Origin of the sequence: Anabaena sphaerica FACHB-251, assembly GCF_014696825.1 — a bacterium.
Classification (GTDB): domain Bacteria; phylum Cyanobacteriota; class Cyanobacteriia; order Cyanobacteriales; family Nostocaceae; genus RDYJ01.
The window spans coordinates 39,458-59,622 of record NZ_JACJQU010000010.1; the positions used below are offsets into that span (position 1 = coordinate 39,458).

Here is a 20,165-nt window from a genome sequence, read left to right on the forward strand (position 1 = left end):
GTTTTCTGTGGTATGTCTTCGACACGCTACGCGAATGTTATTCCCTAACTCCTGCGTAAGTCCTATATCAAACTCCAATAAATAAACGCGCCCGAAACCGCCTCAGAATAAATTCTGAGTCTGATAACAAAAGTCGTCTAAAGACGACTAACTAAAAATTAATAGTCCGTTTTAACGGACTTTGGCTATTAGACTGGGAATTCATTCCCTGGCGGGTTATGAGGCTAATTGAAAATAGTAAACTCACCATATATAATTAATTAGCAAAGTGCAATCTATGACATTCCCAGAAGAAACAACATTACAACAAGAATTTTTACAAGAGATTTCCAGAAAATTTGAATTTACTGGAGATACATATCAAGTATTTATAGTCAGATTTGACCCGAATAATGATACTATTGATGATGATCAGCAACTTGCTAATCAAATTAATTTTAGAAGTGAAGATATCAATAAAATTCAGAAAATAAAAGATGAGTTAAAAAATAATATTTACCCTATTCTTAGAAAAAACGAATGTGTTATAGAATCAAAACCAGGCAGGCCAGAAAAAGGAAATGAACCTTGGAAACAGGCTTATAAATGGCTTTGGAAAAACAAATATCCTGAATGGCTTGCACAACAGCAAACCCAAAATAATCAACCTGAACCCCAACCCGAAACCCTACAAATCAACTGGCGCGAAATATGCCAGAAAATGCTACAAAGTCAGCAAGAACAACAACGATTAAGACGACAAATCACCGAATTAAAACACGAAATAGAAATCTTTGTAGAATTAGGCTTGGTTCAACCCAAACCCGCACGACGTAAAGAAGAAATACCCTTTCCCGATGCGGCTGAGGGTATGCGGCAATATGAATTAAAATCAGAAGAAATTACCAAACAATACGAATATCAGCAATTTATTGATGAAGTCATAGGCCAGCAAACCAAAAATTTAGCCATTATTGGAGAACCAGGGGCAGGAAAAACCACTTGGTTAAGCAAAATTGCCGAATATTTAGCCAATAATCCTGATTATCCTAGCCCTATTTGTATTAATCTCAGTCGCTTAGAAAATAGAACCTTAGAAGACTATTTACTGCATATTTGGCTACAAGAGGCTTTAAAGTTTATTCCCTCCCAAGTTACCGTTACACAGACTTTAGAAGAAAATTTTAAGCAACAGTTTAAGGATAAGCGAGTATGGTTGTTGTTGGATGGGGTAGATGAGATGAAAACCACCGAAAACTCTCCTTTATCCCAACTCAATAGCCAATTAGAAGGATGGGTAACTTGGACTAGGGTAATTCTCACCTGTCGTCTCAATGTTTGGCAACCTAACCCCATAGCTAATTTTGAATACTATCGCACTCTGCCTTTTAGTGATGCCGAGTTGGGAAATTTTATTCAGCAGTGGTATGAAAAGGAGAAAAAACCGGAGTTAGGGGAACAGTTACAGCAAAAGTTAACCGCACCCCAACACAGCCGCATTTTTAATTTAGTCAAAAACCCTTTGCGGTTGGCAATGTTGTGTCAGATTTGGTGTTTTTTGCCAGGGGAATTACCGGAAACCAAAGCAAATTTGTATCAGCGTTTTGTGAATGAAACTTATGAATGGAAAAAAGGGGAATTTGGCACTACAGCAACGCAAATACAACAGTTAAATCAGGCTTTGGGAAAATTGGCTTTGAAGATGATTGATGAACAAATCAGTCTCAAGGAATCTGTAATTAAAAATGTCATGAGTTTAAAGAAGTTTACATTAGCAAAAAAGTTAGGTTGGTTAAATGAGATTTATCGTGACCAAAAAACTAATGAAAGTGTTTATGCTTTCTTTCACCTGACTTTTGCTGAATATTTTGCAGCTTGTGTGATTGATGATTGGGATTATTTTTTACCTAAAAATCATGTAAATAAACCTGTTGAGGGTAAGAAATATCGCATTTTTGAGAATGAATGGAATGAGATATTTTTATTGTGGATGGGGAGAACAAATATTGATGATAAGAAGGAAGAGTTTATTAAAAAATTAGTTAATTTTAAAGATGGTGTAAATAATTTTTATAGTAATCTAGCTTATGTTCAATCTGGTATAGCCCTTGTTGAGTTTAAAAGTTGTTCGCTTGCTGATACAATTATAGAGCAACTTATCAAATGGGGATTTGGTTATTTTGATAGTAAAGAAAAAGTATGGCTAAATTTTATTGATCCTATTCCAGAAGATGCAAGAAAAATTTTATTATTGACTGATAAAGAAAGAGTAATTCCGGCTTTAATATCCCTTTTTCATAACATTCAGTCTGAAGATACCCGTAGGAAAGCTGATTTAATATCTCTTCTTCATGACATTCAGTCTGAAGATACTCATAGGAAAGTTGCTAAGAGTTTAGGAAAGATAGAGGCATGGGATGAACAAACGATTGGTGCTTTAATTCCCTTCTTGAACAATATTCAGGATGAATTTACCCGTTGGAGTGTTGCTGATAAGTTAGGAAAGATAGATGTGGGGAATGAACAGGCAATCAGTGCTTTAATTCCCTTCCTCAAAGACACTCGGAATGAAGATATCCGTTGGAGAGTTGCTGAGATTTTAGGAAACATAGCAGTAGGGAATGAACAGGCGATTGCTGCTTTAATTTCCCTCCTCAAAGACTCTAAGTTTGAACCTACCCGTTGGATAGTTGCTGATAGTTTAGGAAAGATAGCAGTGGGAAATGAACAGGTGATTGCTGCTTTCATCTGCCTTCTTCATAACACTCAGGATAGAGATATCCGTTGGAGTGCTGCTTATATTTTAGGAAAAATTCTAAAAACAGAAAATAACTATTTAATGACAGTCTCAGCATTAAACAAACATCTCACCAATGAAGTCGAAACTAATTTTGACCTCTACGAGAAATGTTTCAAAATCCTCTGGCAATGTACAAAACACCTTACCTATCCCCAATTCTACAAAACATGGCACGCCACCGACACCACCACCCTTAATCAACTCGAACAACAATACACCGATATTTATACCCAATTAAAGCAACTGCAACCAACCTCCACCACCTATCCCATCCCTCTCAACGCTGCCAACCTGGAAGGTAAAACCGCAGAAAAAGCCATAGCCAAAGGTATATTAATCAAAATTTATGGCGAAATATTTCCCAAACAAAAAGCCAACAGCATAGAAGATATATTCGACTTAGAAAACGAACTCCAACCCCTGAGAGAACATCTAAAAACAGATAAAATCGCCCTCATATTCTGTAACATTAATCCTCACCCAGAATTAATTAATTTCTGTCAGCAATTACAGAACAACTGGTTAAAAATCGCCTTGATTACCGATACACCAATAGCATCTCCCTTGAGTGGTTTTCCGCCTCAACAAGATAATCTATTAGGCGTGCTTCAAACTTGGTTACAGGAATTGGGGTAATACTATCCTAGAGTTCTAAAATGGCTATTACCTGAACTACGTAAAATTTGTACAGCCATGTTATAATTTAATATAAAGATGATGCGTAAAGAGATTTTAACCAAATGTCTCTGAAATATAAATGTTTTTGTACTAGACCGATAATATATCGCTTTATTTTAACATTTTTGGCAGATAAGACTGACGATAATTATTCTTAGCCATCAACCTAGCCTCACGCCTTGTCCAGCGTTTTTGTAAAGGTACATCAGCCAATCTTTGCAACACCATGAACACACTATTATCCCCTGTCAACTTAGCAATTGTTTGAGCAATTACCTTACAACAACTCCAAGGATGACGCACCACCTGAATTTCTGCAAATCTAACTACACCCCAATTCCGTTCCAAGAAAAAACGGTTACGAATCCTATCATCATTAACATCAATACAATGATGAGGTTTACCCGTATTTCCAATATAAGGTTCATCAATTTCAATATCTAAAGCTAACCCAGATGAGTGATTATAAAAAATAAAGTCAGTCGAGTAACGGAGAGGATAACCTGGAATTTCAAACTCAACCGCTTGACAAATTAGATTTTCAGGAAAAGCCGCCAGTAGATGCCGAAAAAACTCTTTTTCACTTACTCCTTGTTTGGCTGTACTCTTATCATCTGGTAATGCAATGCAGCCTTGAAAAGAAGCTTTTAGATACTTCTGTTCTGAATTACCATTTCTTAACCGCCTTACTAAAGGTGGATAAAGAATTATTGGATAATAAGCACCAGACATAAATTCATTTTTTTATTACATAAGAAAAAGTTGTTATATTAAATAATCAAGTAACAATTAAAATTTATCCAATCTAATATCTTTCCAAATCTCAGACACCTGCCATCCTGTATTACCTACAGATAAAACAATAGGATTGTCACGTATTGGAATATAGTTAGGTTCTTGATACTTTATATCTTGTTTTAACTGTTCCTCACCTGTTGGGTTTTCTATATTACTGACATTACCTTGCAGATTTGGCTCTTTTGTTTCCTCTATTATTTGTGTTTCTTGTCCGAGCTTATCAGATTTTTTGATGAGTTTCATATCTGGTATTAGGTTGGAATTGAGATATTTACGAACTAATAAATAGTTGACACCAAGTGAACTCAAAAATTTGAATTGTCACTGGGGAAACAACATAATTATATGCGCTAACGCGCTCAAATTAATGGCGTTATGCAACCTAAACAATGCAACAACCAACAATAATTGTAACCGAAAGTGTCACAATACAGAAACCTAAACTTACTGCCATTCCTGAACCAAATAATCAACATACACAAAAACGAACTGCAAATTTATCTCTAGATCATGATTTCGATAACGATTTAGACATAGGTACTTTAGCTATTTTAAATCAAATTGAAGCTGAAAAAGAATACTATCAAACTTGTGGAAAGTGGTAATTATGACTATAACACTAGCTCAACAATCCTTAGCCGGACTATCCCAAACTGCTGCTCATCTTTGGGAACAATTAATCAATTGTCAAACTTCTGAAGAAGAAGCTGATATCATCAATGCGATTTGGGAAACTCAAGAAGAACAATCAGAAGCAGTTGATATTCAAGCCGAATTAGCATTACAACTAGATGCAGAAATAACAGCTATTAAGCAACGACTAGAACATTTGAAAACCGTACATCAATCAGCACTATTAAGACTAGAAAGGTGGCGACAGAAATTAGATGAAACAATTTTAGAACAAAATGCCACAGGAATTTTACCTGAAAAAATGATTGGTAATTCACTACGGATTACAATTAAAGAAAATCCACCCAGTTGTGACTTACTGGTAGATGCAGAAAAATTACCAGCAAAATATCGCCGAGAAAAAATAGTTTACTCAGCAGATAAGAAAGCGATTATCGCTGCTTGGAAGAAAGGAATTCCTGTGGATGGTACTCAAGTTGAACGTAAACGTCGGGTTGTTTATGCTTTGACAGCAACAGCAATTCAAGATTTCAAAGATTCACTGTAAGTATTCAGCTATCAGTAATCAGTAATCAGTAAATGGCTACGCCACGCTACGCTAACAGCTATTCTCTAGAGAGAGATTCAGTTAATAATAACAATGCTCCCGTTTTAGTAAGCATTCAGCCGTCAGCCGTGTACATGAAAGAGTGAAATTCAAGGAATGAAAAGAAACAGATGCAATCACATTTCTGAAATCAAAACTTCTGAATCTTTGCTACTGCTACTATTTGTTGATAGCTGATAGCTGATTACTAATTACTGATAGCTGATAGCTTACAATTTACTTTTAATTGAGTAAACCAGACCGCAATGCTAGAACAGCAGCTTGAGTGCGATCGCTAACATAAAGTTTGCTCAAAATACCCCGTACATATACTTTTACACTTCCCAAACTAATATACAGTTGATCAGCAATCTCTTGATTGCCAAATCCTTGAACAATTAACTCTAATACTTGCATTTCCCTATCTGTCAGTGGGTTTGCTTCTAGAATACTTACTTGCTCCGGTTCAATAGCAGAAATAATCCCTTTGGAAGTAATATTTTGTTTTGTATTCACTGAGCGACGAATATGCTTGAGAATGATCCGCGCAATTACTGGGTCAATCCAAGAATATCCTTCATAAGTCATGTACAGTGCTTCTAACAGTAACTCAAACTTAATGGTCTTGATACAGTAAGAATCTGCTCCAGCTGCAAACGCCGCTAAAACCGTTTGCTCTTTAGCAAAAGAAGTCAACATAATGATTTTTGTTTCTTTTGCTGATGGCACAGATTGCCTGAACTGCTGTACCAGTCCTATCCCATCCATGTCCGGTAAACCAATATCAACAATGGCAATATCTGGCTTTGTATCTTGAAGCAGTTTTAGCCCAGCAGCAGCATTTTCAGCATCTCCCACAACTTGAATATTCTTTTGTTCGTTTAAACAACTACTGATACCTACCCTGGTCAAATTATGGTCTTCGATAATTGCTGCTCTAATGTTTTCCATGACCTACCTCAATAACTGGCTAAATTTACTCTTTCTAATGTCGGAAATAATTGACTAAAAATGGATCAGCCTATCGGTCAAAAATTGTTCGCCTCTTAGCCAAAATTTATCTATAGAGGTATAAAAATCAAATAGTTTTCTCAAAAAATCTATCTATAGAGGTATGCCAAATTTAAAGTTTTGGTAAAATACTTTATTTAAGTATTAAGATTTGTTAAAGCCAAAGACATAGCAAACCAAACTTAGATAAATCTACTGATACCTGTATGACTCCTTTCTTTTGGAATCCAAGCTCAACAGAAAGTATCCTTTGGGTAGATGACTCAACCAAAAACTTTTGCTCGCTCAAATCTATACTCAAGCAACAAGGATACAGGTTAACACTAGCAAACAATGATACAGAAGCCTTAACCAAGATTGCAGAATCTCCACCTGACTTGGTAATTTTAAATACCTTCATATCCAATATCAATGGATGTAGAATCACTCAACAAATTAAGCAGAATTGTGATCTACCTTTCATACCTGTGTTGCTGATTGCAAATTGTGATCAGTCTAGTTTGATTCGCGGTTTACAAGCTAGTGCTGATGAATTTTTGATGAAACCTGTAGAACAAAAAGAATTGTTAGCAAGAGTGCGTTCGCTCCTACGGTTAAAACATAGTATCAATCAAAGATATCAACTTGCTCGACAGCGATGCGAAGATTTTATGATCAAGTTGACTCACGATTTACGCACTCCTTTGACCTCAACAATTCAACTTTTGCAAATGATTCAAAAAGGGAATTTTGGTCATAATTTTTCAGAAATACGGAAACATTTGCAACTACTGACTGAGAGTAATCAAACGTTACTGTCAATGGTGGAAAATGTGCTAGAGGTTTATCAGTATGAAGCTGGATGTAAGGACTTGGAATTTTTTCCCGTTGACTTGTGGGAATTAGCTCAAAAGGTAGTTCAGGAACTCAAACCTTTAGCTGTTGTCAAAAACGTAGCTCTGAATGTCAAATTAAACAATACACAACCATCTGCGGTGAAAGTGCGGGGCGATAGAATAGAACTTTACCGACTGCTAACTAACTTAGTAGGTAATGCTATTCGTTTTACAGATCAGGGTTCAGTAGATGTTTACCTTAGTTCCCAGGATCAACGGGTAACAATTACTGTGAAAGATACAGGAATTGGCATTAGTAAAATAGAACAATTATGCTTATTTGAACGTTTTCGACAAGGCAAACATCAACGTCAAGGGAATGGTCTAGGATTATGTTTGTGCCGTCAGATTGTAGAAGCCCATCAAGGAAGTATTTCTGTGTCATCAACTTTAGGTAAAGGTAGCATTTTTACTGTTTCTTTACCCGCGTTATAACAGAGGGCAAGAGGCTGTCTTGCAATAGACAAGAGTAAAACCCTTGCTCTTCTTAGATTTTAAGGACTAATCATTGTCCTAATCTGAATGGCTACAGCTATAACACCTGTAGGGTAGTGTTAACTTTTGTTCAAGTTTTAGGTTTTTGTTACGTTAGCGTCAGTCCGTATTCTTGTTCGACAAGATTTAACAATTTTGACTGCAAAGGTGAAAGGTACGGTTTTGGTTGTTTCCCTAATCCTGAACAAAGCCAATCAACGGCACTATCTCGGTTTTCAATTTGATGCAGTCGTCGCAGTCTCAAGCATAGCTGTTGCATGAACTGGCATTCTTCATCCAACAGTTCTAAGGATTTGAGATGTTCTATTTTTACTGTGTACTCAGTATCCCAAGTCTCAATAGTGCAACTATAGTCTCCAACATGGGTAATAACACCCCAACAACCACTTTTGCCTTTTAGTTCTGGGTTTTCTTTAGGCAGTAGAATACATACTTCCCCAACATGGTAGGGGTTCGGTACTTTGGTTCTTTCTCGGATTTTGTCCACAATATCTTTAACTTGACGACCTGAAGGAATTTTACCACCCGCTTGCTCTACTGCCTGTTGCCAAGCCAAACGTTGTTCTTCTGGTTCTAAGGAAACCAAAGGTCTAACCTGGCGTTCGCTTGTTGGTAAGATTTGAGAACCATTGGTTCTCTTTTCCTCTGGGATTTCAATTTGGGAACCATTGGTTCTTGTTTGGTCTTGGGTTTTAATTTGGGAATTATTAGTTCCCATTAAATTTTCAACTACCAATGAACCAGCTATCAAGTAGTTCACATGACGATTAGTAAAGCCAAATCGGGAACGACAGTAATTTTCAAAGGTTGAGTGAGTGGAACGGTACAAACGTCTGTCTCGTATTTCTTTCAATGCTTTAGCAGCTGCGTAAAAAGCTTTTTCAACTTGTCTCTCTAAAAATATGCGATCGCGCCATTCGTCTGTACTAAGTTCAGTTAGTTCGGAGCTAACAGCTATTTCTGCATGGCTAGTTGCAGAATCGTTCTGATTGGGTAGCAATTTTTCATCAGTAGAGATGTTTGATATCTCACTCATAATTTCTACCCCCCTAGCTCCCAAAAAAATTTGCTATTAATTGATACATCATCAACTGTAAATTTATGATTTATATTCAATGATAAACTGATAGTTTATATTTGAGGGTAGTGGAATGGCTGAAAAATGGATGAAAGTTAGAAGAACGATAGATATAGAAATACCCGGTTTGGGAAAGAGAATTAGACAAGCCAGAGAAGCGGATAGACGCTCTTTAGCTGAAATATGTCGTCAAATTCCCATGACGACTATGAATTGGTATAAAATAGAATCCGAAGAAACCAAAGCTTTGCCAATTGAAACTTTACAGCGCATTGAAGAGGTGCTGAATGTTGATTTTGGTATTAAATTTTATGAATAACTCAGAATAAATGCTTATGCTTGACAATTAATAAATTTGTCAAAACTAATATTTCTACGATTAAATTTTAAATTTAAACTTAATTTATAACTCATTAGGGTATATATTGCGGCAGTTTTCATGTATTTAGATCACATTCCAAATAAATCTTTTTTCTTCCTTTGTACCTACTCTGCGAATGGCCGCTCACTCTTATATATTCTTTGTCTCTACCCTATGTTTATATCACGCTACGCAAACGCCTAACGGCGATTGTGCGAAACTTTTATAATCGCTGTAACCTAGCAAAAGCAGTGATACTATGAAAGGAAATTAACACACAAAAAAGCGAAATTTTCTAGTTGATTATCTGCTGAATTGAAATTGCAATAATACTTGAGTTCGATGTCAGAAAATCCGCTAAAAATCAGTTTTTCAAAGAGTTGTTACCAAGTTTTACCGCTAAATCCGCCACAAACTCAATACCTTCGCCAAAACGCTGAAACCCTATTGATATCGTCACGATTTTATTGGGTTTCAGACCTATATTTGGAAAATTGGCATAGGTATTGAAACTAGAACTTAATTAACGTTTATTTCGATAGGATAGGGCTGTAAAAAAGGACACACTTTTGATGATAACTTGTAGAAAACTTTGAAATTCTGCGTCCATTCTTCTTGAAAAACTCCACTTCTCCATTTAATAAGATTCTCAGGGGGCAAAAATTTGACACGCATAATTACACTTTTTAATCAGTCTGGTGGTGTAGGTAAATCGAGTTTAGCCATGAATCTTGCCTACCATTTGCAGGAGCGTAAACATCGCGTACTGCTGATAGATATGGACCCTCAAGGGTCGCTTACAACTTTCATGGGGCTAGATCCAACAGCACTAGAGCAAACTGTTTATGACTCCATTTTGCATTCTGTCCCATTACCAATTCAAACTCAAGTTCATGGTATAGATTTAGCTCCTGCCAATATTAATTTGAGTGCTGCCGAATTAGAATTAGTGGTAGCAGATATGCGAGATATCCGACTCAAAGAAGCTTTAGAACCAATAGCTAATCAATATGATTTTATATTGATAGATTGTCCACCTAGTTTGGGATTACTCAGTTACATCAGTTTGGTAGCAGCTACTCACGTTTTAGTTCCAATTCAAACTCAATACAAGGCATTTTGTGGAACTGAGTTATTGTTAAATACGGTTGCCAGAGTGCGATCGCGTCCCAATCGTAAACTAGCGATCGCTGGGTTTATTCCCACTATGTACGATGGTCGTAATATTCAGGATGCCCGAACTTTAGAAGCTATCCAACAACAATTAGCAGCAGTGGGTGTGGTTTACCCAGCTATTCCTCGTTCTACAGCTTTTGCTGACGCATCTGAAGATCATGTACCTTTAGCAGTCTATAATCCCAGACACCCTGCTGTGCCTATTCTCAAGAAAATTGCACAAGGTTTAGAAAAATTATGAATAGTAGGCGCGATCGCCCATATCAACAAATGAAACCCTTGGATATCCTGTTTGGGGAATCTCAATCTGTAGCTGAAATAGTTGCTATTGAATCAATTTGTCTCCCACCGCAGCAACCAAGGCGTTACTTCGACCCACAAGCAATGCAGGAATTAGTAGAGTCCGTGCGGCAACATGGGATTCTACAACCACTGCTGGTGCGTTCTCGTCCAGATAATAAACATGAACTGGTAGCCGGAGAAAGACGTTATCGAGCAGCAACAGAAGTTGGTCTGGCTGAAGTGCCAGTTGTAATTCGAGAACTCACCGATGAAGAAGCTATGCAGCTTTCTTTAATTGAGAACCTCTGCCGTGAGGATTTGAACCCAGTTGAGGAAACTGAGGGCATCTTGCAACTTTTAGCCATTCGTTTAGGAAGTGAAGTTGCCGATATTACTCCTTTGTTGTATAGAATGAAAAATGCAGCAGACAAGCAAGAAGAATCTAGGCATAACGTTATGCCTAACCCAGAAGTTCAAGTAGTGGAAGAAGTGTTTACCAGCTTGGGGTTAATGACTTGGGAATCCTTTGTCAAAAATCGTCTGCCATTATTAAACTTGTCGGAGGATGTGTTAACAGCACTGCGTGAAGGAAAAATTGCTTACACAAAAGCGAAAGTCATAGCTCGAATTAAAGACGAGACTGCACGCCAAGAATTACTAGCAGTAGCAATTGCAGAAAACCTTTCTCTAACTCAAATCCAGTCACGGATTAAAGCTATACAACCCTCTTCTGATCCTGATCAACGTAAAGAACGGATAGAAGGAACAATGAAGCGAGTGAAACAGGCAAAGGTTTGGGAAGACCAACAGAAATGGAGTCGTTTAGAAACACTCTTAGCACAAATAGAAGAATTGCTTGGTGAAGAATAATCTTGAACTTATCCCACTAATCCAAAAATGCCTATTTTTTCAATTTAGGTGTGTTGTCAAATCTGGATCAGGACTTACGCAAAATATCCCTCAAACCCTCATTCCTCCGCGTTCTCTGTGCCTCTGTGGTTTGTTTATTCCATAGCTCGTGCGTAAGTCCTATTGATTTTTCGTTTTTGATGTGCAAAAAAATAAAGATTTTTACCGCAAATCAGATTAGTGGGATAGATTCTTGTAACTTAAAAGCCGATAGCAATAAAAACATAACCGGCATCACCATAACTACCAAGCTGTTAGTGTGAACTAAAACGACTCTTAGATCATACTTTTACAAGTTTTCCGGTAGGCGTAAAACGAGCGTGTCTTTAAACCTTGGATATAAGCGACTCGTGCAGTTTGGCGAGTTTACCTGGTTATGTCAAATTTGCTGAATACCATTCAATGTAGAAAACTAATTTAAATTTAATCATCATGAGTACATGGTTTGATACAGCACGACTGGGGATGTTTATTCATTGGGGTCATAGTTCCCAACAGGGACGTGAGTTATCTTGGCCTATGGTTGGAGGTGTATTCAGTCTTCCCTTCTGCAAAGATATTCCGGTTGAAGAATATTACCGTACAGTCAATACTTTCAATCCTCAAGATTACAATCCTCAAGAATGGGCATATTTAGCAAAAAATTTAGGAGTAGAGTATGCCATATTAACTACCAAGCATCATGATGGTTTTGCTCTATTCCATACTCAAGAATCAGATTTTTCTATTGCATCTACACCTTATAAAAAAGATATTGTCCGTGAATATATTGAAGCTATGCGCTCTGTAGGATTGCGTATTGGGCTTTATTTTTCGCTTTCAGACTGGCATCACCCTGATTATCCGGCTTTTACGGAAGCTGATAAACCTTATCGGTTTGAGCAACTGCCTCAACCCACACAGCAACAGTGGGAGCGATATATTCAGTTTATGTTCAATCAAATCCGAGAATTATTGACCAACTACGGTCAAATTGACATCTTATGGTTTGATGGGAGTTGGGAAAGGACTCCAGAGCAATGGCAGGTTCAAGAATTGGCAAAAATGATTCGTGATTTACAACCCCATATTCTCATTAATGACCGCTTACCCAATTGTGGAGACTTTGCAACTCCTGAGCAATTTATTCCCCCCCAACCTCCGGCTCATCTGTGGGAAACCTGTCTGACTATTAACGAGAGTTGGGGATATAACCCAGATGATTATCACTTCAAATCCTCTCGGAAACTGATTCATACATTGTGCGAAGTGGCAGCTAAAGGCGGTAAACTGTTACTGAATATTAGTCCAATGGGCAATGGACAAATTCCACCTGAGCAGTTAGAGCGTCTAAAAGATATAGCTGAATGGATGTCTCAGCATTCTGAAAGTATACTCGATACAACACCAGGACTAGAACCTTGGCAATTTTATGGTTCTTCTACTTGTAAGGGCGACCGTATTTATCTACACCTATTAATGAAACCTTACGAAACAATATCGGTTAGAGGAGTGCCAATAAAACGAGTGAAATCAGTATCTATTCTTGCTGACGGTACACCACTTACCTATACAAGTCGCTGTGCAATTATGGATTCTCTTTTTAATTCCGACCCGCTGGGTGAATTAACAATTTGTGTACCTGAATCAGTAATCAATTCTTTCGCTACAGTGATTGCTATTGATATCAACTCCTCTTTAACCTAAAAGGCAGTCCAGTAGTCCACTACTCCACGAGTGTCTCAAGGATGCAGAATTTCTTTAAGTCTGCGCTCTTTCCTGGGCAATGAAAAGGTATTGTCCATAATCAGCGAATCGCACTTCCATAATTTATGTGATTGGGTGGTAGAGTCCATCTTTGCTGTGACTTGAAGAAGATTTTGGATAGGTTGTCCAACTTTACCTTCCAAAAATGGATGTCCAGCTTCTCTTTCTAAAAACGTCCAAAAAATAGGCTTCTGCTGTTTTAGCTAAAATTCAGTTAGGGTATATACAGGGGTTTTATAGGGGCTATATATACCCCAAGAAGAAAATTGAGAATTCTGGCTATTCCCTTTAGCCCTTAAATATCACCTACATAGGGTATACATGGGTAACACTTAGGGTATCTTTTGCTAAAATAAAATAATTTGGGGTATATGTAGGGGTTACTTATGGGCTAAGTATACCCTAACGCGAAAATTGAAAATAATTGAACATTTAGCACCTATATAGGGTATATATAGGTGATGCTTAGGGTATTTTTGTGTTACCCTTCTTTTGTATCCCACTTGACCCCCATGCCCAACATTCACGCTTTGCAAAAAATTTTTCCAGCAGGATTCGATAACGGTTACGGTAGTCTGAAACTTTTCGTTGATGGATTTAAAGTTGTTCGTATCCCCAGCTATATTTCCACAGCCGAGATGGAAGATGTACCAGGAAGAATCGTCTTAGATGGTGTAGCTTACACAGTAGGAGAATCTGCCTTTCGTACAGGTTATCATTTTGACCGCAACACAGACCACAACGAAAACAAAATTAAAAATGCACTGTTGATGTTATTTGGTGGATTAGCACATCTGCCACATCGTAAAGCTTGGCATTTAAAATTAGTCGTCAGTTTACACGACATAGGACTAGCAGAAGATTTAAAACAAGAACTCAACGGAGAATATCAACCAATACTTGCGGGCAGAAAATCAGATGTCACCCTAGAAATAATCAAAGTCGTCCCAGAAGGAATGGGTGCATTGTTTGGGCATCAACTTCCACCCAAGCTCACCGTCCTAGATTTTGGTAATGGAACTACGCTTTATTCTCGTTACAACCAGGGAAAGCGAGAAGTCCATACTCCCTACCCCGCAGGTGTAGAAGTTCTCATCGAAGACATTGCCGAAAAAATGAAACGTCTCAACGGGGGGAAAATCGGCAACACTTCCCAGATTCGATTTTGTTTGGAAAAGGGACATACCAGATACAGTCGTGACATTGATATTAAAGATATCTACACCAGTTGTTTGAAAGATTGGTATGAAAAATTCTTAAAGAAACCCGTAAACCTGACACTAGATGCCAAGCACCAGGGGGATGAAATTTGGGCAATTGGTGGTGGCTGTTTGTTACCTGGATTTAAGAAGCTATTGGAGAAGAACGGGTTTAAAATTCTGGATAATCCCGTAGAAGCTAATGCCTGTGGATTGCTAGAGATGGCAAAAGCCATGATGAACAAGAATCTGTAGCACTCCTGACCGCCTCTGGCTTGAGCTTGAGGGGTAATAATGCGCGAATTTTGAATCAACCAATTTGAATAGGAACGAAGCCAATGACACCGGAAAAAGTTCGGATTAAAGATAGCTACCGAGAACGTATATTTGCCGAATCACAGCAACTAGATAAAAGTTACTTAGAGACGCTTTACTTTATCATTGATTGTTATTTTGCTTTCAAAAAGGGTGCATTCCCCATGCAACAAGTAGTTACACATACCCCAGCTTTCACCCCGATTGCTACAAACCCAAGTCAACAAGACCAGCCCCCTTCAACTCCATCATCACCAGAAAATCCCAAAGATGCTGATGGCGAAACATTTACCCTTGATTTTGATTTGTAACTGTTATCAAACTAATTCCTCAAAAACAATATCCTCATAAACCGACTCAATGGGAAAACTTAAATCAATACTTCGTAGCTCGATATTATCCCCCGACTGATAATTAAAAATCTCCCAATTACCGCGATCATTTTTGCGGTATAAATCAATCGCTATTTTCTCAGCATCAACCAAAACATAATCTTGCAAACTAGGATTGCGACGATACAATCTAAATTTATCCCCTCGGTCATAACTGGCTGTACTGGGAGATAAAACCTCAACAATTAGACAGGGATATTGAATTGCTTGGATTGCAGTGCGATCGCGCTCGTCGCAAGTAACGCTCACATCAGGATAAACATAATCCTTCGTTTCCAAAATATTTACACGACAATCGGAATTACCAACCTGACAACCACTACCCCGTAAATGACCTTTAACAATGAAAATAATATTACTAGCAATTCGGCCATGATTTTGAGTTCCCCCACTCATAGCGTAAACTTCACCATTAATATACTCATGACGAAGCAGTTGTTTTTCTTCCCAGACAAAATATTCTTCGGGTGTTAACTTAGGAAACTTATCTTTTACAGCAATCATTTTTTGTTACCTCATCTATGCTTGACCAAATTAAAATCGCTTTTATCAACAATACCTTGTCCATTTTTTGTAGCGACAGCAGAACTCAACGCATTTGTTGGGTTTGTAGGAGTATGTTACCTAACTGTATTTTAATCTCAACATCCAGAGCCAAACCCTCATTCATCTGAGCCGCCAAATCTGCCGTTAAAGCCCCTATCTTCTCCTCAAAGCTTACCCCATCCTCCACCTCTTCCACTCATTTTCGCTAGATTTACCCTTAGTAACCGCGCCAAGAGTAAAATATCCACTTGGATGATTTTGCTGAGTGTAAATCCATGCCAAGATAAAAACCAGAATCTCAAGCTTGCTAGATCCGCTATCTAAAAGATTACTGGCAATGGATTTAACCACAAGAATTATAGAAAATTCAGGACTGAGTATACCTATCTTCGATGGTGCTTACAACAACGGCAAAGGAAGATATCTATCAGAACCAGAAATCATCAAAAATTCCCTATTAGCACAAATATTTGAGCCAGAAGAATTACAATCATTACTCCTGGTAAAAATTGACAGTAAAAATCCAGACGCAAATCATCTTAAAACCAGAACATTTAAAGATGGTATTAAACGCAAATTAGCCTTTAGTTCAGGCGATAACTATTACTTCGCTGATGATACATTGCGGAAGAAAATTAGACAGTTATTTGCCACAGAACCCGATACCGCTTGTCGTTATGGTTCATTATTAGTTAGTAATTGCTACAAAGGAACAGAAACATTTACTAACTTACGAGTTAAAATCGTAGACTTTGCAGACCCACAATATGCTGATTATAAAACCGGAGACTGTCACGGCAAGATTTCACCGCGACTAGCCAAACAACTTGGAGGAGAACGCAACTGTCCATTACAATTTCGATTTGCATGGATGAAATCTTGGGGTGAAATTACTGATAAATCGGAATCTCAGGACGTAAACACAAGTAATGGAATATCTAACCACAGAGGACACAGAGGTCACGGAGGAATAAGAGTAGAAGAAAATGATGGTGTAAGTCCGAAATCTTCAAATTTAACTAAAAGAAGTTTTTTAACAGATGAACAAAGTGATGAGATAAATTCAACATCTTCAAATTTAAACACAGGAAATTTACCAGATCAAGAAAATGATTGTGTAAATTCAACATCTCCCAATTTACCTAAAACAACTTTTGCACCAAAAGAAGAAAAAGATTGTGTAAATTCAAAAACTAAAAATTCATCCACAGGAAATTTTTCACAAGACAAAGAAAGCGATTGTATAAATTCAAAATATCCAAAAACCAGCTTTTTAGCCAAAGGAACTTTCTTACCAGATGCCAAATTAACAGATGCCCAAGATTACGACATCATTATGGACATTTCCTCAATCAAAGGCATCAAAAAATCCCATCTAAAAAAAATAATCCCTTGTGGTGAATATAACTTTCCCCAAGCAGTAATAGGTAATCGAGGTAATGCCAAAGCCACCAGCTACGATAACAGTTGGCAGTTTACCATTTGGTACTCAGAAGCAGCAATCAAACAAGATTTAACTCAACCAACCCAAGAAAAAGCCCAACAACTAGCCGAATTACAACGCCATCCATTAGCACTAGCAAAATACATCATTCAACAATACGACAAACAACAGCGAGCGCAACAAGAACAAACAGAAGAAACAATTAATGAAATAGACCATAATACCAACAATCAAGTACAAGAATCTCGCTGGATTTCCCTACTCCGTAGCGATAAATACGGTCAATTAATTGAAACACCCAAATTTCGGAAATTTGCCACCGATTATATCGCCAATCAATGGCGTGACTTAGCCATTAAAAGTGGATACAGCCATAGTTCAGGAATGGCCATGCCATGCGATCGCCTAACTCGTGGCACAATTTGCGTCCCCCACCTACCAGAAGGAGAAGTCATTCTCACCCGTTACCCAATCGTCAACTCAGACAACATCCGCCTTTACAGTAACATCCATGACCCAGAACTCAAGAAAACTCGTAACGTAGTTTGGATTCACCCCAAAGACGCTGAAGAATACCACCAAGCAGACTTTGACGGCGACCAATTAATGGTTAGTCCAGCTAGTAAACTACCCAATATTGCCAAAGAAACACTCCGCGCAGGAGAACCAGGCAGATTTGAACCAGTTAAACAACGTCCTAAACTAGCATATACAGAAATTACAGATGAACAAGGCAACTTAAAATACCGTGACTTAGCGCAAATAGCCGCCGTTGCCAACCAAAATAAAGTAGGATTAGTAGCAACAAACATTGGAAGAGTACAGTCATCAACGCCCCGTGAAGGTGAAAATATTGAACGATTTACCAGACGACAAAGAAAACTGCTAAATCGTCTATTTCAAGCACTACAAGTAGAAGTAGATTCACCCAAAAGTGCCGAAAGATTAGAAGACATTCAAGAAATTGACGGTGCGAACTTATTAGCAGATGCCAAAAAATGGTCAGAATCCCATCCGAGTTACTTTTTTGACTTTAAAAAAGACGAACGGCTTTATCGTTCCTTTGCCATGCCAGCAGATGCCCCAGGAGCGATAAATGTCATAGCCAGAGAAGTAGTAAATCCCTTATGGCAACCTACTCGAATTCGTAGCAGAGATAGACATGAATTTCGTTATTTATTTCCCAAAGAAACATTATCAGTAGATGCTTTGGAATGGGCAGAAGAATTAAAAACCAGATTTCAACAATCAAGAGAAGAAATTAAACAAAGAGTAGGAGATGATAGAGAAGCATTTAATGAGGAATTGGGCAAACTTTACGATAGTTATCGAGCAGAAATAGATGAACTATTCACCACATCAGAAGAAAGGTTAGAAGGTGCAGCAGCACTGTGGCATACACAACATACCCGTCCAGAATTAGATAGACATCGTAAGCAATGTTTACAACTAGCATCACAGATAGAAACTACATTTTCCTTTGAGCATAATTATGAAATGCCCAGTGCAGCATTACCAAAAGATACTTATGTTTTGAGTGTTCCTTTTGGGGAGAATGCAATTAAATGGAAAGAAACTTTAGAACAAAAAGGAATTGAATTTGATGCTACGATTCATCCCCAATTACCTGTGATTGAATTTGCTTTTAAGGATTTATCACCGAAATTAGCAGAAAAATTAGCAGCTAAATTTGGTGATAATTTTAATGATATAGATGAGTTGAATATACCCAGAGATTTAAGAATTATTCCTCCTGCTGACCATTGTTGGGCAGAATCACGTCAAGATACAGGTGTAGGTGCTTTGGCATATAATTTATTTACAGAAGAAGTATGTCAGCAGCTTCAGGAATTTCAGTTTGATGAAATAAAAGTATTGGGGATTAAATACAATGATTTTGCTGATGAGGATTTTGCAAGTCAGCAATGGAAAAAGCGCAGTGTGACTTTAGAAGTAGGAGTTTTTGAATTACCTGAATCACACCCAGATTTTTATCGTTATAACGGGACACCGATATTACAAATTGATGGTCAGAATTTAGGCACTTTTGCCCCTGATAGTCCTAAGTTACCTGTTGGAACTAAGTTTGTAGCTACGTTGAAACCAGAAAGTTCTAGTATTATTCTCAAGGTTAATGCTGATTCAATAGAGTTGCCAGATGTGAACTTAATAGAATCGGAAGTTAAGTTAGATACTGTTGAAGTTGATGATGGTTTGATGGAATTTTCAGATTTTACATTAATAGAATCAGAAGATACGTTAGATGCTGTTGAAGATGATGATTTAAAGGGATTTTCAGATGTAACTTTATTAGAATTTGAATCAAATTCAATTTTGTATGAATCTAAATTAGAAACCAAAAATTTGCCAGATATGAACCTAATAGAATCAGAAAATAAGTTAGATGCTGTTGAAGATGATGATGATTTTAGAGAATCTTCGGATTTTATATTATCAGAATCAAAACCAAAGTTAAATAATGTTAGGAAGTTGCGAGGTATTGATAGAGAATTTTGGCGTAAGGAAATGTTTGATAATTTGGTAGAAGCTATTTCTATTACTTATGAACAGCGACAGGCTAATCAATCTGAAAGTAAGGAAATTGAGCAATTTAAAATTGGTGGACAGTGGACGGCTTATGTTCAGCGTAGTGGTGATTTTATTGTGCGGAATGAGAATAACCGGACGATTTGTAGAGGGAATATGTATACTGGTGAGGAGATATTTCCGCTTTCAGAAGCAGCAGCTAGTGAGTTAGAGGAGATGGTTTTAGAAAGGGAGCGATTAGTTAATAAAAAACATGATTTTTCAAACAATGGACATTTTAAGAACTATCATGATATTGAGTTAAGTTGAAAAAGA

Annotated in this window: 16 protein-coding genes; 11 read left to right on the forward strand and 5 right to left on the reverse strand. The window is 37.5% G+C overall.

Annotated features, from left to right (window positions below; genetic code table 11):
• The first annotated feature begins 277 nt into the window (after positions 1-277).
• Positions 278-3,415, forward strand: a complete 3,138-nt coding sequence (locus H6G06_RS16665; protein WP_190562094.1) for an NACHT domain-containing protein — start codon at positions 278-280, stop codon at positions 3,413-3,415.
• 153 nt (positions 3,416-3,568) lie between these two features.
• Here H6G06_RS16665 and H6G06_RS16670 read toward each other — a convergent pair whose 3' ends face one another.
• Positions 3,569-4,189 (reverse strand): hypothetical protein, encoded by a 621-nt coding sequence (locus tag H6G06_RS16670; protein ID WP_190562096.1) that lies wholly within the window; start codon positions 4,187-4,189, stop codon positions 3,569-3,571.
• Between the two features lie 57 nt (positions 4,190-4,246).
• Positions 4,247-4,498: a hypothetical protein gene (locus H6G06_RS16675; protein WP_190562098.1), complete on the reverse strand. Its 252-nt coding sequence runs from the start codon at positions 4,496-4,498 to the stop codon at positions 4,247-4,249.
• Positions 4,499-4,644: 146 nt separating this feature from the next.
• On the opposite strand from H6G06_RS16675, the gene H6G06_RS16680 reads away from it, so the two are divergent.
• Together H6G06_RS16680 and H6G06_RS16685 are read left to right on the forward strand one after the other, a co-directional pair.
• Positions 4,645-4,860 carry a hypothetical protein gene (locus tag H6G06_RS16680; protein ID WP_190562100.1) on the forward strand — a complete coding sequence of 72 codons (216 nt, stop codon included), beginning with the start codon at positions 4,645-4,647 and terminating at the stop codon, positions 4,858-4,860.
• Between the two features lie 2 nt (positions 4,861-4,862).
• On the forward strand, positions 4,863-5,435 hold the full coding sequence (locus H6G06_RS16685) for a siphovirus Gp157 family protein (RefSeq protein WP_190562102.1): 573 nt from the start codon (positions 4,863-4,865) through the stop codon (positions 5,433-5,435).
• Between the two features lie 282 nt (positions 5,436-5,717).
• Here H6G06_RS16685 and H6G06_RS16690 read toward each other — a convergent pair whose 3' ends face one another.
• Positions 5,718-6,425 carry a response regulator gene (locus tag H6G06_RS16690; RefSeq protein WP_190562104.1) on the reverse strand — a complete coding sequence of 236 codons (708 nt, stop codon included), beginning with the start codon at positions 6,423-6,425 and terminating at the stop codon, positions 5,718-5,720.
• A gap of 266 nt (positions 6,426-6,691) precedes the next feature.
• Between H6G06_RS16690 and H6G06_RS16695 the strand changes: the two genes are divergently transcribed.
• Positions 6,692-7,795, forward strand: coding sequence for a hybrid sensor histidine kinase/response regulator (locus H6G06_RS16695; RefSeq protein ID WP_190562106.1), 1,104 nt, complete (start codon positions 6,692-6,694; stop codon positions 7,793-7,795).
• 148 nt (positions 7,796-7,943) lie between these two features.
• On the opposite strand, the gene H6G06_RS16700 is transcribed toward H6G06_RS16695, so the two are convergent.
• A complete protein-coding gene (locus H6G06_RS16700) occupies positions 7,944-8,891 on the reverse strand; it encodes a hypothetical protein (RefSeq protein ID WP_242039727.1) in 948 nt (315 codons plus the stop codon).
• Between the two features lie 115 nt (positions 8,892-9,006).
• Between H6G06_RS16700 and H6G06_RS16705 the strand changes: the two genes are divergently transcribed.
• The 6 genes from H6G06_RS16705 (at position 9,007) to H6G06_RS16730 (ending at position 15,232) form a co-directional block, all read left to right on the forward strand.
• Positions 9,007-9,252, forward strand: coding sequence for a helix-turn-helix domain-containing protein (locus H6G06_RS16705; protein ID WP_307722533.1), 246 nt, complete (start codon positions 9,007-9,009; stop codon positions 9,250-9,252).
• A 706-nt stretch (positions 9,253-9,958) separates the two neighbouring features.
• On the forward strand, positions 9,959-10,711 hold the full coding sequence (locus tag H6G06_RS16710; RefSeq protein ID WP_190562109.1) for a ParA family protein: 753 nt from the start codon (positions 9,959-9,961) through the stop codon (positions 10,709-10,711).
• Positions 10,708-11,622 (forward strand): ParB/RepB/Spo0J family partition protein, encoded by a 915-nt coding sequence (locus tag H6G06_RS16715; protein WP_190562111.1) that lies wholly within the window; start codon positions 10,708-10,710, stop codon positions 11,620-11,622. The genes H6G06_RS16710 and H6G06_RS16715 overlap by 4 nt, the downstream gene beginning before the upstream one ends.
• Before the next feature lie 471 nt (positions 11,623-12,093).
• Positions 12,094-13,347, forward strand: coding sequence for an alpha-L-fucosidase (locus H6G06_RS16720; RefSeq protein ID WP_190562113.1), 1,254 nt, complete (start codon positions 12,094-12,096; stop codon positions 13,345-13,347).
• Between the two features lie 572 nt (positions 13,348-13,919).
• The gene (locus H6G06_RS16725; protein WP_190562115.1) at positions 13,920-14,861 is read left to right on the forward strand and encodes a ParM/StbA family protein; all 942 of its coding nucleotides are present in this window, start codon (positions 13,920-13,922) and stop codon (positions 14,859-14,861) included.
• Between the two features lie 83 nt (positions 14,862-14,944).
• Positions 14,945-15,232, forward strand: coding sequence for a hypothetical protein (locus tag H6G06_RS16730; RefSeq protein ID WP_190562117.1), 288 nt, complete (start codon positions 14,945-14,947; stop codon positions 15,230-15,232).
• Between the two features lie 6 nt (positions 15,233-15,238).
• Here the strand turns inward: H6G06_RS16730 and H6G06_RS16735 are convergent, their stop codons facing one another.
• The gene (locus tag H6G06_RS16735) at positions 15,239-15,817 is read right to left on the reverse strand and encodes a Uma2 family endonuclease (protein ID WP_190562119.1); all 579 of its coding nucleotides are present in this window, start codon (positions 15,815-15,817) and stop codon (positions 15,239-15,241) included.
• 379 nt (positions 15,818-16,196) lie between these two features.
• Here H6G06_RS16735 and H6G06_RS27460 point away from each other — a divergent pair, with 379 nt between their 5' ends.
• Positions 16,197-20,159: a hypothetical protein gene (locus H6G06_RS27460; protein ID WP_242039728.1), complete on the forward strand. Its 3,963-nt coding sequence runs from the start codon at positions 16,197-16,199 to the stop codon at positions 20,157-20,159.
• Positions 20,160-20,165 lie beyond the last annotated feature (6 nt).